This window comes from Paraburkholderia sp. C35, assembly GCF_003121405.1.
Taxonomy (GTDB): domain Bacteria; phylum Pseudomonadota; class Gammaproteobacteria; order Burkholderiales; family Burkholderiaceae; genus Paraburkholderia.
Map to the genome: position 1 here is coordinate 1 of NZ_QBUY01000013.1, position 14,687 is coordinate 14,687.

The window sequence follows — 14,687 nt, forward strand, 5'->3', positions numbered from 1 at the left end:
GCGAGTCGCTGCCGTTTGGGGCGCTACGGGTGATTGGAGTGGGGTAGGCGACTATTCGAAGCGATGGCAACGGGCGGTGACTGAGAGGTTGCCGTGTGAAGGATAGGAACCGTTGGGGGCCCGCAGGCAGAGCCCGAAGCGGGCGGTGTTAGCCCGCTTTCTTTTGCCTACTTTTCTTTGCGGCGGCAAAGAAAAGTAGGTGCCGCCCCGCACAGGGGCAACGCACGAAGCACCAGTAACAAGCCGCGGATGCCAGCGACCCAACCCCAGTCGCAAGACACCAAAAAAACCCTACTGCGCCTTGCGCAAATACACCACAAACGCATATTCAAAATCATTAGGCTCATTAGCCACATGCGTCTCACGCGAGACCTCTTCCCACACGCCGGAATCAGGCGCAGGAAACCAGGCATCGCCATCAAAATCGGCCTGAATCTCAGTAACGATCAGCTTGTCTGCGAGCCGCAGCCCTTCGTCATACAGTTGCGCGCCGCCGATCAGAAACACTTCAGCCGCCTCATCGCTCGCAGCGAGCGTCAACGCATCACGAAGACTGGTAACGGCGGAGCACCCATCAAACCGCCGCGCAGCATCCCTCGTCACGACGATATTTCGCCGCCCAGGCAAAGCTCGCCCAATCGATTCATGCGTCTTGCGCCCCATCACGATAGGCGCGCCCATCGTAGTGCGCTTGAAGAAAGCGAGGTCTTCGGGCAGCCGCCAGGGCAACTGGTTATCACGGCCGATCACGCCATTGCGGGCGCGAGCGACGATCAGGGTGAGCGTCGTCATACGAGTCAGTGAAGCGGGTAGAAAACGGAAGCCGATTCTACCCGAGCGCGCGCCGCGCGGAACAACCCGGCTACTCGTGCGCTTCGTGCTCGCCAAACGCAGCACCCTTACCGTCGCCTCTTTCTTCACCAGAAGGATCACGCAAGCCATGCGTGCCCATCAGCCGATACAAGGTCACGCGCGAAATCCCGAGGTCCGATGCAGCCTCGTTCAGCCGCCCGCGATGCCGCAACAGCGCCACTTCGATTGCGCGCTTCTCGGCGGCTTCGCGCGCTTGCGTGAGGCTCATCGTCTGCTGTTCGCTGAAGTGCGCGAGATCGAGATCGTCGGCGGAAATCAGCTTGTTCTCCGCCATCACGATCGCGCGCCGCACGCGGTTGATCAGCTCGCGCACGTTGCCCGGCCAGTGATAGTTGTACATCGCCTCGATCGCCGACGGCGTGAAGCCGCGAATCTTGCGCGCGTTGTCCGTCTTGAACTTGCCAAGGATGTGATGCGCCAGCAACTCGATATCCTTGCCGCGCGAACGCAGCGGCGGTTCGTCCACGCGCAGCACGCACAGGCGGTGAAACAGATCCTGCCTGAAGCGCCCGCCGCCCATCGCGCCTTCCAGATCGACGTGCGTCGCCGAAATGATGCGCACGTCCACGGGAATCGATTCGTGGCCGCCCAGCCGCTCGATCTTGCCTTCCTGCAGGAAGCGCAGCAGGCTCGCCTGGCTTTCCATCGGCAGATCGCCGATTTCGTCGAGAAACAGCGTGCCGCCATTGGCTGCCTCGACGCGCCCGATCTTGCGCTGGTTCGCGCCCGTGAACGCGCCGCGCTCGTAGCCGAACAGCTCCGACTGCAGCAGGTGATGCGGAATCGCGCCGCAGTTGATCGGTACGAACGGCGCCTTGCGGCGCGGCGAGCGCTCGTGGATCGCCAGCGCCGTCAGTTCCTTGCCCGTGCCCGACTCGCCCGAAATGAACACGCTCGCATCGGTGTTCGCGACCTTCCGGATCGTGCGGAACAACTGCTGCATCGCCTCGCAGGTGCCGACCATCTCGTCGTCGCTTGCGCCTGCCGTGTCGGGCGGCAAATCGGCGTCGCACAGATTCACCATGCCGTACGCGTGGCCGCCCAGATAGTCGATTGTCGCGTTCGCCACGGGAATCTTCACGTAGTCGAAGCAGTAATGGCGAATCAGCCGCCGCACGGCAGGGTCCGCGAGCCGCTCGGGATTCGCCAGCGCGATCCAGCCGACCTGCTGCTGCCGCAGACTCGCTTCGAGACCGGGCAGATCGCGCACGGCGAAGCTCGCCATATCGACGATGCCCGCGCACATCGATGCCGGCTTGATCAGCTTGCCGATCTCGTGTGCCGAACGCGCCACCAGCACGCGCCAGCCGCGGCTTTTCAGATGCTCGACGACGGCATCGTCGGGCGTGCGCGCGGCGTACAGCAGGACGCGCGCACCGGCCTCGGGCGCCGCGCCGCGCGAGGCATCGACGGCCACGGGGCGCGCCGCAGGTGTCTCGTTTCCGCGTGAGACGGCTAGACGCAACCCGGAGCCGGCGAGCGGGGTAACAGAGCTCAGATGAGAAGATTCGCGCACGATTCGCCTCGTATCGGTGTCACGTCAAAAGGTGTAGGGAAAGCGCACGCCGATCACGTAGTTCGGCGCGTCGGGCGTCATGCCGATCGATACCGAGCCGTTGATCGTCAGATGCTTGTTCACTACGTGATTCAGGCCAAAATTCATCACGGCTGCCGTGGTCTCGCTGCCCGGCACCTTCACGTAATCGCCGCCCGGCGCCTTGGTCTTCGACGCGGGTTGCAGCGCGAGCGTGTACGAAATGCTCGCGGAGTCCTTGTCGGAGAATGCGAGTGCGACGCCTGCGCCGATCTGCAGGATGTCGCCGAGCTTGACGGTGGCGGGCTGTGTCTGTCCTTGCACCGACGAGATATCCGCGAACGAACGCGCGATGTTGTAGGTGTAGGACATGCTGCCGAACAGCACGACGGGGTCGTAAGTCTTCAGCACCGACAGGCCCGCCGTCAGATTCCAGAAGCCCGTGCCCGTGGGCAGCTTGGACGGCGCGACGAGGTTCGTGTTGTCGGCGTCGAGCTGCACGACCTTGATGCCGAACGGCGAGGTGCCCGTCGGCGCTTTCACGCGCAGGCTGCCGACCACGTCGGGGATGCTGTTGGTCTCTTTCAGGATCTGGTAGTAGATCCCGAAGTTGACGTCGCCGATGGCGCTCGAATTGACGGACGCATCGGACAGCGTATTGGCCGCACCGCCCGCGCCACCGACGATGAACTGGCTATGCCGGTAGATGTACGGCACGTCCACGTCGACGCTGATGCGATCGGTCAGGCCATAGCGCGTATCGAGATCGGCCATCACCTGGTGCGACTTGGTCTGCCCCAGGTTGATGTTGCCGAGGAAGATCGCGTCCAGCGCGAGGAAACCCGACAACTGCAATTGTCGGCGATCGTAGTAGGTATCGCTGATACCCCAGTCGAGCGTCAGCTTGTGGTCGAAGAGCGGCGCGTGCTCGCGCTGCACGACGGCTTCTTCGGCCTGCGTGCGCACGGGTTCGGCTGCCTTCTGCGTCTGGCCGACGGCGCCTTCCGGCATGCCGGGGCCGCTCGCCTGCGCGTTCGGATTGCCTGTGCCCGTCGAACCCGTTGCCGTCGAGCTATCGGGTGCCGGCGGATTGACGGGCACGCCCGTCGCGGTGCCTGTCGCATTGCCCGGCGCGGGTGCGCCCGGCGTGACCTGCGCGAGCGGCGGCAAGGGCATCGGCAGGCCATCCGCGCCCGGCTGCTCGGCCACGTAATCGCTGCCGGCAGGCGCGCCATAGCCGGGCGCGCCGCGGCCCCGCTGCGACATTTCCAGACTTGTCACCTGCCGTTCGAGTGACTGGATCTGACGCTGCTGCTCGTCGACGACGCGCATCAGCGTGTTGAGCCGGTCTTCGAGAGACTGGTTGTTGATGGCTTGTGCGGAAACCCCCTGCGACAGCGCGAACAGCATCGCGGCAGCAGGAATAGCCGCAAGGCGAACTCGCGGCTTTCTGCCTGTTGTATCGATATTCATTGTTCTTCCCCCGGTGAATCCGGCAGCGCTCGGCTGTTGGTTCTTATGCTTCGCGCTGCCGCTTTCTGTACGACTATCTCCTCCTGGTGACGCCTGTCGACGGGTGGCGGCCCGCCTTATCTCCTTGCGTTGATCGCGTTTTGCAGGGCTTGTAGTACGCCGGCCTGGCGCAGCATCCCGGACGACATCGGTGCCGTCTGAAGCGAGAGCTGCAACTGGTTGGCGACTTGCTGGTTATTGCCCGCTATCTGCAGTAGTTGAGCAATCGCGCCGGCCTGTTGCGCGTTGCTGGGTGCGATGGTTTGTGAGGCGAGGCCGGCTGGCGTCTGCAAGGCGATCGTGACGCCGCCGTTGCCGAACGAAATGCCTGCCTTGATGTTGCCCGCGCCGTTCGATGCCGACGCGCTCTGCGCATTCGTGCCGCCTGTCAGGAGTTGCGGATTGTTGTTGAAGTCGATCGTCGCCGTGTTGAATCCGGCGTTGCGATCGCCCGCGACCTGCGTGATCTGCGACACGCCGTTGACCGAGATGCTTTGTCCGCCATTGACCTGCGCACCCGGGTTCGCACCCGTGTTGCCGCGGCCATCGGTGACGGAGGCGAGGGTGCTGACACTGGCCGTCAGCGCATTCGCCGCATTGGTGGCAACGGAGAGGGTGCCTTGCGCGAGCGCGTTAGCGCCGTTCGGCAACTGCCATTGCGAAAGAACGTTCAATACGAAACCGGAGATCATTTGTCCGCCCGCGCCTTTACCGGTCTGCTGGGCGAGCACATCATCCCCGACGCTTTGCCACTGGATCGCCACCGGCGCGACATCGCGCGGCGCGGAGGCGTCGGCGGCGTGAGCGCTGGTCGCGAGGCCGCCCGTCAGCGCGATGAGGGTCGCGGTCAACGTGAGGCGAGGCGGGTTGAGGGCGTGCTTCATGGGTGGTCAGAACAGGGCTGCCTTGATCAAGCCGTATTCGACAAAGGGAGTCGCTGCCGTGCCGTTGGCGAGCGCGCGCTCGCGCAGCTTCAAGGCCCGCGATTCGTTGTCCTGCAACAGCGGGGACTCCTCCCTGAAGGGTTTCCCGACGACTGCAAATACGAGCCCATTCCATGTCTTCGCGAAGTCTTCCTCGAGCAGGATGCGATTGCCGAGTGCGGGATCCGCGATGAAGATGCGACCGTCTTGCGCGTGCTTGACGATCACGAAATGCTCATAGCCGTCGAGGTTCATCAGAACCATGACGGGAATCTGGAGGTGATAAAGCGCGTCTGAGTTGACCCGGAAACCGCGGCCCCGCAGCCCGATCGTCTCGACGAACTTCTTCATGTCGAGCATCGAGAATCCGTTCTTCACCACGACTTCGGGCGTCGAGAAAACCATCATGCGGCGGATCAGCTCCGTCTCGGGAATCTCGATGCCGTAGCCATACTTGAGAAGGGTAGCGAGCGCCGCCGCACCGCAGCTGTAGTCGAACTGCTGGCTGACGATGTGGCGGTAACGCAGGTCCCTCATCGAGTGCACCGTCTTGGTAAGAGGAATACCTGCGAGGGTAGACGTGTCGACAGTCGCCTGTGCGTGCACTTGCCCACACAAACCGCATGTTGTGGACACAAGTACGGCAACGGCGTGTCGTAACGCCGGGAACCGGTCAAACCCGGACATGCTGGTCTCCTGCCAGGCTGCGCCGGCGGCCTTTATCGGCCGCCGGCGCATCCCGTATGGTTGCTTTTTTGTACTGCTTGCCAGGCTCGGTGACCTGGCTCAACGCCAGGCTTAGTGGCTGGTGTTCATCGAAGCGATGGCCAGGCCGTTGTGCTGCACGTTGCCAGCGCCACCGGCGATGTTCACGCCGATGTTGCCCGTTGCGCCGCTAAGCGCGTTGGCGCCCAGCATTGCCGTGCCTTCGAACGAACCGTGGAAGTCGACACCTGCCATTTGCGACGAATCATCCGTTGCCACCATCGCAGCGGCGCCATGGTTGCGCGAGACCGTCGACGTCGAAGCAGCCATGCTGTTGTTCTGCACGTTGCTGATACCCGACGCGACGTTCACGCCGACGTTGCCCGATGCGTACTGCAGCGAGCCGTCGCCAACCGAGGCGTTCACGTTGAAGTTGTTGATGTTCGCCTTGCCGCCCGACGACTGGTTGTTGAACACCTGGGCGTTGCCGAACACGTTGCCGGCATCGACGGAAGCGAGGGCCGCGTCGTTGCTTTGCGTGTTGTTGACGCCTTCGGCGATGTTCACGCCGATGTTGCCGCTCACGTGCTGTGCTGCGTTGGCGCCCGTGGTGGCCGTCAGGTTGCCCGCCTTCTGCGTGTTGATGTGCTGCGTGACCGAGCCGGTGACATCCACATCCGTCGACGCGACCGTCGAGCTGAAGCCCCATTGCGCGGAGATGCTGTCGTGCGTCTTCGACTTGTCGACTTCATAGCCGCTCGACTGCTCGCCGTAGGCCACATAGCCGGAACCCTGGCTGGCCTGGTAGCCCCACACCTTGCCCTGGCCCGAGCCTTCGACTGCGCCGAAAGCGCCGCCGATCTGCTCCTGATTGGCGTAGCTCGATTCCTTGTAGCCCGCCGACAGGCCGCCACCGATGCTGGCGCTGCCCGAAGCCGTGTTGGTCCACGGGTTGTAGTTCGACGAGACCGAATAGCCGACGCCTGCGTGGCCGCCTGCCGAGATGTGGGCGCCCGAGTTCTGGCTCTGATGGCTGAAGCTGCCGCCGATTTCGGCTGCCTGCGCGCTGTACTCATAGCCGCCACCCTGCACGGCGCTGCTCTGCTGGCCGTACTTGTAGCCGGCCGAAGCCTGATAGCCCTGTGCGCCATACGATTCCGACGAGTGCGACGTCGAGAGCGAGGCCCATGCGTTGCCGCCGCCGTTGATCGACTGGAAGCTGTTGTTGACGTGCGTCGTGATCGAGCCGGACGTGTACGACTGGGCGTTCGGGCTGAGCGACGCATTCGCCCAGGCTTTCTGCGTGTTGTTGACGACGGCGCCCGCGGTGCTGGAGACGCTCACGCAACCGAACAGCGTGACGAATCCCTCGATCCCGACGGCTTCGCCGACCAGCGTCGCGTTGAACAGGAACGGGTTCTTCAGCGGGCTCGCAAAGACGCTGGAGGAAGCGGCTGCGAGGACGGCGGCTGCAATAAGAGTGCGCTTCATGGTTTCGCTCCGATACTAGTTGTGGTCAGTTAGAAAAGAGTGCCCGCCGGGGGACGGAGCACAAAACTGTTCGCCGTGGCATTACCGGCTCCGGCAGTCTGGTTGATCTGCAGCACGCCAGTGACGTTCTTGAATGCGTCGCTGGATATGCTGGCCTCGCGGACGCCTTGTGGCGCAACCGTCCGGCCTTGACCGCCGTTGTTCGCGGCCGTCGCGGATAGCACCCCATCCGAGACGGTCTCGACCCCTGGCGCCGCAGTGCCGAGCTGCACACTGTTGCGCTGGAGATTCCCTGCGCCCGCAGACTGGTTCACCATCACCGCTCCGGACGAATTTGAAAACGCGTTGCCCTGGATCGTGGCGCGCGCGCTCGGCACGCGGGCCCGCGCGGTCGCACTCTGGGCGCTCGCGTTGTCGTTCGCGGCGGCGTCGCCGCTGGTGATCGTCAGCTGGTTGGTCTGGGCATTGTTGAGGCCCGCTGCCTGGTTCACCGTGATGGCGCCCGTCGTGTTGACGGCGGCGCCCGTGGCGATGCTCGCGTCGCCGCTCACGGTGCCCACCTGTTGCGCGTACGACGGTTGCATCGCGACGAGTGCGAGCGCTGCGAGGAGCGGGATCGAAAGCGGGATCGGGCGAAGTAGCGTGTTCATTTGCTCAGGCCTCCGAGCGCGCCGCCCAGCGCAGTCGACAGCGGCGCAAGCGCACCCGTCACGCTCGACGAGATGTTGCCGCCGATGCCGGGCGCCGGTTGTCCGATCGCACCCGCGCTGAGCGCGACGTTGTTGTTGGTGGTGTTGCCCGTCAGGATGCGCGTCACGGCCTGCAGACCGGCGCCGCCTGCGACGGCCTGATCGAGACCGGTGGAGCCGTGCGCGTTGGTCAGATCGGCGTCCGACGCGACTTGCGCCATGCTCGGGCTGAAGCTGTTGGCGGGGAAGGTCGACACACGCGAGCTGACGGGGTCCTGGTCCTTCGGCACGGGCGCATAGGCAATGCGCGGCGTGATCTGGCGTTCGACGATGATGTCGCCAGGGTTGGTGACCTGTGCGCAGGTCACGCTTGCAAAACCGGCTGCGCCCAGACCGGCGATGGCGGCAAGCCGCGTCGCGAGTCCCGCCGCGCGGATCGCGCGGCTGCACAGCATCCCCAATGAAGCGATCATTTTGTGTGTCCCCGAACCGTCCAGTTTGGAGTGCGAAACAGTTCGCACTGGTCTCTTCTGTCTGTGGTGTTCTGTTGCGGTGTTACTTTCTCTGGTAGTTCGCTACGTTACCTTGTGCTGCACGCGCGGCATCGATGGGTATCGGCAGCGGCGACGGCGGCGCGATTTCATCCCACAACGTCACGGCCGAGCCGCGCATCAATTGCGGTGTCGCGGCCACCATCACCATGCCTGCTGCGCCTCCGCGCTGACGCGACAGCACCTGATCGTCGAGTGCGAAGTCATTCATTGCTGCGCTGTCGGCGGGGACACTGAAAAACTGCCGACCGTTCGCATCCATTCCGTATGCAATATCCGAGCCAGTCGTTGCATCTGCAACGACGTCCGATGTGTCGTCGGCAGCGGGTGCGGCAATTTGCGCGGACGACAGAGTTGTCGCATCCGTGAATGCCTGCTGTGCATTCACACCTGCGGGCAATGTCGACAGCGCGAGCGCTACACACATGGCAACGCCGGCGGGCAGTCGTGAAATCTGGTTCGAGGCGATGCGGAAAACGAGTCGCATGATGTCTCTCCTTGGTGCGGGACATTTAGCGAAACGTGTGCCATCGGTCGCAATCCATTGATGCAATTGGATCAGGCGAATTGGATGAGACGCGTGTCGAGTCAAATCGGACGTAAACGTTTCAGGTCTGAAACCTCAGCCCGAAAAACACGCGGATTTCAAATCTATCCGTTAAGCACGGCGTAAGTGCAGCAGATAGTTAAAAAAGTATGGTGAATGCGCTTCCACCGTTTTAATCGCTCCCCAATGAGGCAGCTGATGTACCGCAAACCCTTGATGCAGAAGGCTCTACGATTTAATTCGCATATTTGTTTTCGGCGGCGCGCGCGTATAGTAAGCTCTCATCCACAGCACACGATTTTAAAAAGCCCAGTACTTGGGCCGTTTCAATACACGCGCCGTTTTTCGGGGATCAGCTGTCCGTACGGAATGGAATGGCCGTTCGGTTTTCGCTGTTTGCGAATCCCGTGCGAATAGGCGTGCCTGAAAAGCTAAATCCAGATCAGCACATGCCGTCATCCTTAACGTTCGTTGACGAGAGGATCTGAATAATGGAATCCGCCACGCGGCATCTGATTTACGTATCAAGAGATCCCAGCGCTGAGTTAAACACGCGTTTTCATGAGCGTGGGTGGCATGTCGAGGTCGTCGGGTCGGCCCGTGATGCACGCCGCGCTGTTCGTTCGGGGATGGCAGCGGGCGGTCTGCTCGATCTGTCGAGCTGTTTCCAGCAGCATGAAATCGCTGCGTTCGAATCGTGTCTGACCATGCCGAACGTCGGCTGGGTTGCGACCACCATGGCGGGCCAGTTGCAGGACGCCGCGTTGCGCCGTCTGGTGCGCGACTATTGTTTCGATTACGTTACCGTGCCTTACTCGGGCGACCGCATTGTCGATTCCGTCGGTCACGCCTACGGCATGGTGTCGCTCGGTGAACCGGCTTCGAACGATGCGTCGCAAGGCGGCGGCACGGAAGGCGAAATGGTCGGTTCGTGCGACGCGATGCTGGCGTTGTTCCGCTCTATCCGCAAGGTCGCGATGACGGACGCGCCCGTGTTCATCTCGGGCGAATCGGGCACGGGCAAGGAACTGACGGCCGTGGCGATTCACGAGCGCTCATCGCGCCGTAACGCGCCGTTTATTCCCATCAACTGCGGTGCAATTCCCCCGCATCTGCTGCAATCCGAACTGTTTGGCTACGAACGCGGCGCGTTCACGGGTGCTAACCAGCGCAAGATCGGGCGCGTCGAAGCGGCCAACGGCGGCACGCTGTTCCTCGATGAAATCGGCGACTTGCCGCTCGAAAGCCAGGCGAGCCTGCTGCGCTTCCTGCAGGAACGCAAGGTCGAGCGGCTCGGCGGCCACGGCTCGATCGAAGTGGACGTGCGGATCATCTCCGCCACCCACGTCGACATGAACACGGCGATGATCGAAGGGCGCGTCCGCTCTGACCTGTATCACCGTCTGTGCGTGCTGCAGATCGACGAGCCGCCGCTGCGCGCGCGCGGCAAGGATATCGAACTGCTCGCGCGGCACATGCTGGAACGTTTCAGGAAAGATGCGAGCCGTCGTCTGCGTGGCTTCGCGCCGGATGCCATTGCCGCGCTTCACAATTACAGCTGGCCGGGCAATGTGCGCGAGCTGATCAACCGCGTGCGCCGCGCGATCGTCATGTCGGAAGGGCGGGCCATCACCGCGCGTGATCTCGAACTGGCCGAGTATGTCGAGATCGTCCCCGTGTCGCTGGCGCAGGCGCGCGAAGCGGCCGAACGGCAGGCGATCGAACTGGCCTTGCTGCGCCATCGCGGGCGTCTTGGCGATGCCGCGCAGGAACTCGGCATTTCGCGTGTGACGCTTTACCGGCTGTTGTGCTCGCACGGCATGCGGCATATGGAAACCGAGCCGCTCGCGCCGCACGCGGAGATGCCGTCGACGATGCCGCATCTGTAACGCGAAAAACTGCAATGTCGAAAAGCCCGGTCGATTGGCCGGGCTTTTTGCTTTTGTGCGCCCCGATCGCCTGGTGGACGCGCTTCCGGACGATCGGATTATCGAGGCACTAACGGCCCGCCAACCTCGGGTCGTGCGGCGTGCTAGAATCGGGGTTTTCCGAAAAAAGCTCCGTCGCGCGCCAGCGCGCCCGACCGAAGGAACCCGCATGAAACAGTACCTCGACCTCGTCCGCACGATCCTCGATACCGGCACATGGCAGGAAAACCGCACCGGCATCCGCACGTTCAGCATGCCGGGGGCGATGTTGCGCTTCGATCTGCAGCAGGGATTCCCCGCCGTCACGACCAAGAAGCTCGCGTTCAAGTCGGCGATCGGCGAACTGATCGGCTTTTTGCGCGCATCGCGCAGCGCGGCCGATTTCCGCGCGCTCGGCTGCAAGGTGTGGGACGGCAACGCGAACGAAAACGCGCAGTGGCTCGCCAATCCTTACCGCCGCGGCATCGACGATCTCGGCGACGTGTACGGCGTGCAATGGCGCCAGTGGCCCGCGTACAAGGTGCTCGACGCGACGGCGAGTGCGCAGCTGGAAGACGCGGCGTCGCGCGGCTATGCGCCCGTCACCGAGTTCGAAGAGGATGGCGTTCGAAAGGTGCTGCTCTACAAGGCCATCGACCAGATCCGTCAGTGCCTCGACACGATCATGAAAAACCCGTCCGACCGGCGAATTTTGTTTCATGCGTGGAATCCGGCCGTGCTGGAGGAAATCGCGCTGCCGGCGTGCCATCTGCTGTACCAGTTCCTGCCGAACGTCGCGAAACGCGAGATATCGCTGTGCCTGTATATCCGCAGCAATGATGTCGGCCTCGGCACGCCGTTCAACCTGACGGAAGGCGCGGCGCTGCTGCATCTCGTCGGCCGCCTGACGGGCTATGCGCCGCGCTGGTTCACGTACTTCATCGGCGATGCGCACATCTACGAGAATCAGCTCGACATGTTGCAGCAGCAACTGACGCGCGATCCGTACGAGAGCCCGCAACTCGCAATTTCGGACCGCGTGCCCGACTACGCAAAGACGGGCGTGTACGCGCCGGAGTGGCTGGAGCAGATCGAGCCGGCGGATTTTTCGCTGGTCGGCTATCGACACCATGAGCCGCTGACCGCGCCGATGGCGATCTGATCCGCCGAAGGTTTTTAGGCCCGGATGTGAAAACGCCCACCGCGTCATGCGGTGGGCGTTTTCGTTTCAGGCGATGAACGGATGCTTATCCGCGATGATGCTCGTCGTGTCCGCCGCCCGTCGCGCGCTGCTGCTCCTGATGCTGTTGCGGCTGGGGTTGCGGATGCGGCTGCTGCGCCTGCGGGTGCGGATGGAACTCCTGCCGCGGCTGAGCTTGAGGCTGCGGCTGCGGATGGAATTCCTGACGCGCCTGCTGCTGCGGTTGCGGCCGGGGTTCCTGACGCACTTGCTGCGGCTGCGGCTGTGGGTGAAATTCCTGACGCGGCTGAGCGTGCGGCTGCGGCTGCGGATGGAATTCCTGACGCGCCTGTTGCTGCGGGTGCTGTTGCGGCTGCGGGCGCGCCTCGGCTCGCGGCGGCTGCTGATCCTGCGGCTGTGCGTGGGTCTCGGGGCGAGGCTGCGCCTGAGCCTGCTGCATCGGCGCGGGCGCGGGTTGACCGTGTTGCTCCGGCTCGCGTCCGGGCTGTCCTTGTGCAACACCGCCGCCGAATCCATTTGCCGGTCGCTGGGCTGGCTCGTGTTGCTGTTGCGCGATCTGGCCAGGCTGCGCCGACGGACCATGCTGCCCAGGTGCCTGTACGGCGCCCCATTGCTGCGGATTGCCGCGTTGCTGCGCCATCGGTTGATGCTGCTGGGTCCACGCAGGCTGATGTTGCTGACCTGCCGCGGCCGTTTCAGGACGTTGTGCACCGCCAGGCTGCTGCGGCATGCCATTCGATGGATGTTCGCCCGCGAACTGCGGCGGACGCGGCACGCCATTGCCCGCATTACCCGCTTGCATCGGCATGCCATGCGGCTGGCCGTTGGCTTGCGCTTGCGCGACGCCGCCAGGCCGCTGACCGTTCGGCGCACCCGCCATCTGTCCCGGCGCAAAACCATGTCCCGGCATTCCTTGTTGCGGACCATTCGGCTGCGGCGCGCCGCCGGGCCGTTGCGCACCGGGCGCGCCCGGACCGCCCGCCATCGTTGCACCCGGCGCGGCGCCGGGCATCTGCCCCGGCGTATGCGAGCGCACCACGCGCACGTTCGCGACAGGCGCATTGCCGCCGATCGTCTGCGAACCGAAATGCGCCGGCACCGACGTCCGCACGATCGGCTCGCCCGCACCCGGCACCCGTCCGCCATGGCCTTGGGCGAAGTTCTGCGCAAGCCGGTCATGGAACGCGGCGGGAACGCCCGGATTACGCGTGCCGACGACCGGCCGCGCCATCACATTCGCCGGCGGCCGATAAGTGGCGTTGCGCATGCCGGGCCCGAAGCTCTGCCTGACGGGCGCGAGACCCGGCGTGCCCGCGTTGAAGCGTGCGTTGCGCCATTGCGCCGGGTCCATCCGCTGCCCGATATGGTTAGTCGGCTGACCGTGCACGAACGCCGCCGCAGGCAGCCCCGTCACGGCACCCGGCGCGCGATAGTTGATGTACGTGTTGTGGATGTTGTTATGGATATCCACGCGGTTGTTGACGATCACCGTGTTGTTCACGCGCTCGTAGTAGCGCGGACTCCAGTCGTGACCGCCGCCCCAGTGCGGATGCCACGGGTCGCCCGGTCCGAGCGCGAACCACGCGAGCCCCGCCGCCGCCACGCCGCCGACCGCGAGATTCACACCCCAATCGCTGCCGCCACCGCCGTCGCCGACAAATGCGACGAGCGCGGGCGCATACCCGGGCGGCTCGCTGACCGCTTCCTGTCCCGGCACCCACGCCCACGAAGCGTCGACCTGAGCCCAGCGGCCATAGTGATACGGCGCGAAGCCCCAAGGCGCGTCGTCGACCCATGTCCAGCCCCACGGCGCCTGCCAGGCCCAGTGACCATCGCGATACGGCGCCCAGCCTGCCGGCTCCTGGTTCGGCACCCACACCTGGCCGTACTGCGGCGAACTGCGCCATGTACCGTTCGCGTCGAGATCCTGATAGCCGGGCATTTCGCGCGACACATAACGCGCCGATACCGAGCGGTCTTCGGCGGCGTCGCGGCCCGCTGCCCACTGATCGAAGGGATCGGGGCCGGGCGCGCCGCTGGCGGCCGCCTGCTGCAAACTCGTGCCCGTGAACGTGACCCGCTGGCCGGCACCCACGGGCACCTGCCCGTTGTCACCATAGACAGTCACGCTGCCGCTGCGCACGGTGACCGTGGTGCTGGCGCCGTCGGGAGCGACGTCGACGCGGTAGTCGCCGGGTCCGTTCACGCCGAGCGCCAGATTCGGCGTGTCGATCTCATACGACGAGCCGGGCGCGATGGCCCGCACGCGCGTCGACAGCGTGCCTTGCGCGACCTTGAGCTGCGCGCTGTTGTCGTCGAGATTGAGGATGTCGAGGCTGGTCTGCTCGCCCATGCGCACGGCAGTCGAGCCGATGTGCAGTTCCGAGCGCGCGTTTCTGTCGTTCCACAACTGGTCGCCCGTCGTGAGCGGGCGATTGACCTGCGCATACGACCAGTCGGATGCGCCGGCCGGTTCGGTGGTCACCGTGCCCGCCATGTAGTTCAGACGCGCGACACGTCCGGGCGGATCGGCGTCGGGTGCGTTCTGCGCGTAGTTCGCGTCCGCGTTCGCGGGCGGCGGTGGTGCTTCCTGTGCAGCGGCAGACTGCAGGGCTAGCGCCGTGAATGCGCCCGCGACGGCGAGCGCCACGAGCGAGGCGCGCCGCGCATCGCGTCGAAGGACAGGGGAAGCGTGTCTGGAAGAGAGATCGGATGTGGCGAGTGGTGTCATGTTGTGGCTCCGTCGGGCGCCGC

12 protein-coding genes are annotated in these 14,687 nt (G+C 64.3%); 2 read left to right on the top strand and 10 right to left on the bottom strand.

Annotated features, from left to right (window positions below):
- Window positions 1-291 precede the first annotated feature (291 nt).
- The 9 genes from DK391_RS10935 to DK391_RS10975 all read right to left on the bottom strand — a co-directional run bounded on the left by DK391_RS10935 (window position 292) and on the right by DK391_RS10975 (window position 8,765).
- The gene (locus tag DK391_RS10935; protein ID WP_109478028.1) at window positions 292-792 is read right to left on the bottom strand and encodes a dihydrofolate reductase; all 501 of its coding nucleotides are present in this window, start codon (window positions 790-792) and stop codon (window positions 292-294) included.
- Between the two features lie 70 nt (window positions 793-862).
- Window positions 863-2,389 (bottom strand): sigma-54 dependent transcriptional regulator, encoded by a 1,527-nt coding sequence (locus DK391_RS10940; protein ID WP_109478029.1) that lies wholly within the window; start codon window positions 2,387-2,389, stop codon window positions 863-865.
- 24 nt (window positions 2,390-2,413) lie between these two features.
- Window positions 2,414-3,880, bottom strand: a complete 1,467-nt coding sequence (locus tag DK391_RS10945) for a hypothetical protein (protein ID WP_109478030.1) — start codon at window positions 3,878-3,880, stop codon at window positions 2,414-2,416.
- Between the two features lie 116 nt (window positions 3,881-3,996).
- Window positions 3,997-4,803 (bottom strand): peptidase C39, encoded by an 807-nt coding sequence (locus tag DK391_RS10950; protein WP_109478031.1) that lies wholly within the window; start codon window positions 4,801-4,803, stop codon window positions 3,997-3,999.
- A gap of 6 nt (window positions 4,804-4,809) precedes the next feature.
- The gene (locus DK391_RS10955; protein WP_109478032.1) at window positions 4,810-5,529 is read right to left on the bottom strand and encodes a C39 family peptidase; all 720 of its coding nucleotides are present in this window, start codon (window positions 5,527-5,529) and stop codon (window positions 4,810-4,812) included.
- A gap of 111 nt (window positions 5,530-5,640) precedes the next feature.
- Window positions 5,641-7,038, bottom strand: coding sequence for a hypothetical protein (locus tag DK391_RS10960; RefSeq protein ID WP_109478033.1), 1,398 nt, complete (start codon window positions 7,036-7,038; stop codon window positions 5,641-5,643).
- Window positions 7,039-7,067: 29 nt separating this feature from the next.
- Complete coding sequence (locus DK391_RS10965; RefSeq protein ID WP_109478034.1) at window positions 7,068-7,688, bottom strand: hypothetical protein; 621 nt, start codon at window positions 7,686-7,688, stop codon at window positions 7,068-7,070.
- A complete protein-coding gene (locus DK391_RS10970; RefSeq protein ID WP_109478035.1) occupies window positions 7,685-8,200 on the bottom strand; it encodes a hypothetical protein in 516 nt (171 codons plus the stop codon). The genes DK391_RS10965 and DK391_RS10970 overlap by 4 nt, the downstream gene beginning before the upstream one ends.
- 82 nt (window positions 8,201-8,282) lie before the next feature.
- The gene (locus DK391_RS10975; RefSeq protein ID WP_109478036.1) at window positions 8,283-8,765 is read right to left on the bottom strand and encodes a hypothetical protein; all 483 of its coding nucleotides are present in this window, start codon (window positions 8,763-8,765) and stop codon (window positions 8,283-8,285) included.
- Between the two features lie 551 nt (window positions 8,766-9,316).
- Between DK391_RS10975 and DK391_RS10980 the strand changes: the two genes are divergently transcribed.
- The gene (locus DK391_RS10980) at window positions 9,317-10,714 is read left to right on the top strand and encodes a sigma-54 dependent transcriptional regulator (RefSeq protein WP_109478037.1); all 1,398 of its coding nucleotides are present in this window, start codon (window positions 9,317-9,319) and stop codon (window positions 10,712-10,714) included.
- Window positions 10,715-10,922: 208 nt separating this feature from the next.
- Window positions 10,923-11,894 (top strand): thymidylate synthase, encoded by a 972-nt coding sequence (locus DK391_RS10985; protein WP_109478038.1) that lies wholly within the window; start codon window positions 10,923-10,925, stop codon window positions 11,892-11,894.
- Window positions 11,895-11,979: 85 nt separating this feature from the next.
- Here the strand turns inward: DK391_RS10985 and DK391_RS10990 are convergent, their stop codons facing one another.
- Entirely contained in the window at window positions 11,980-14,664 is a 2,685-nt protein-coding gene (locus DK391_RS10990; protein WP_109478039.1) for a DUF6600 domain-containing protein, read from the bottom strand.
- Window positions 14,665-14,687: the final 23 nt, after the last annotated feature.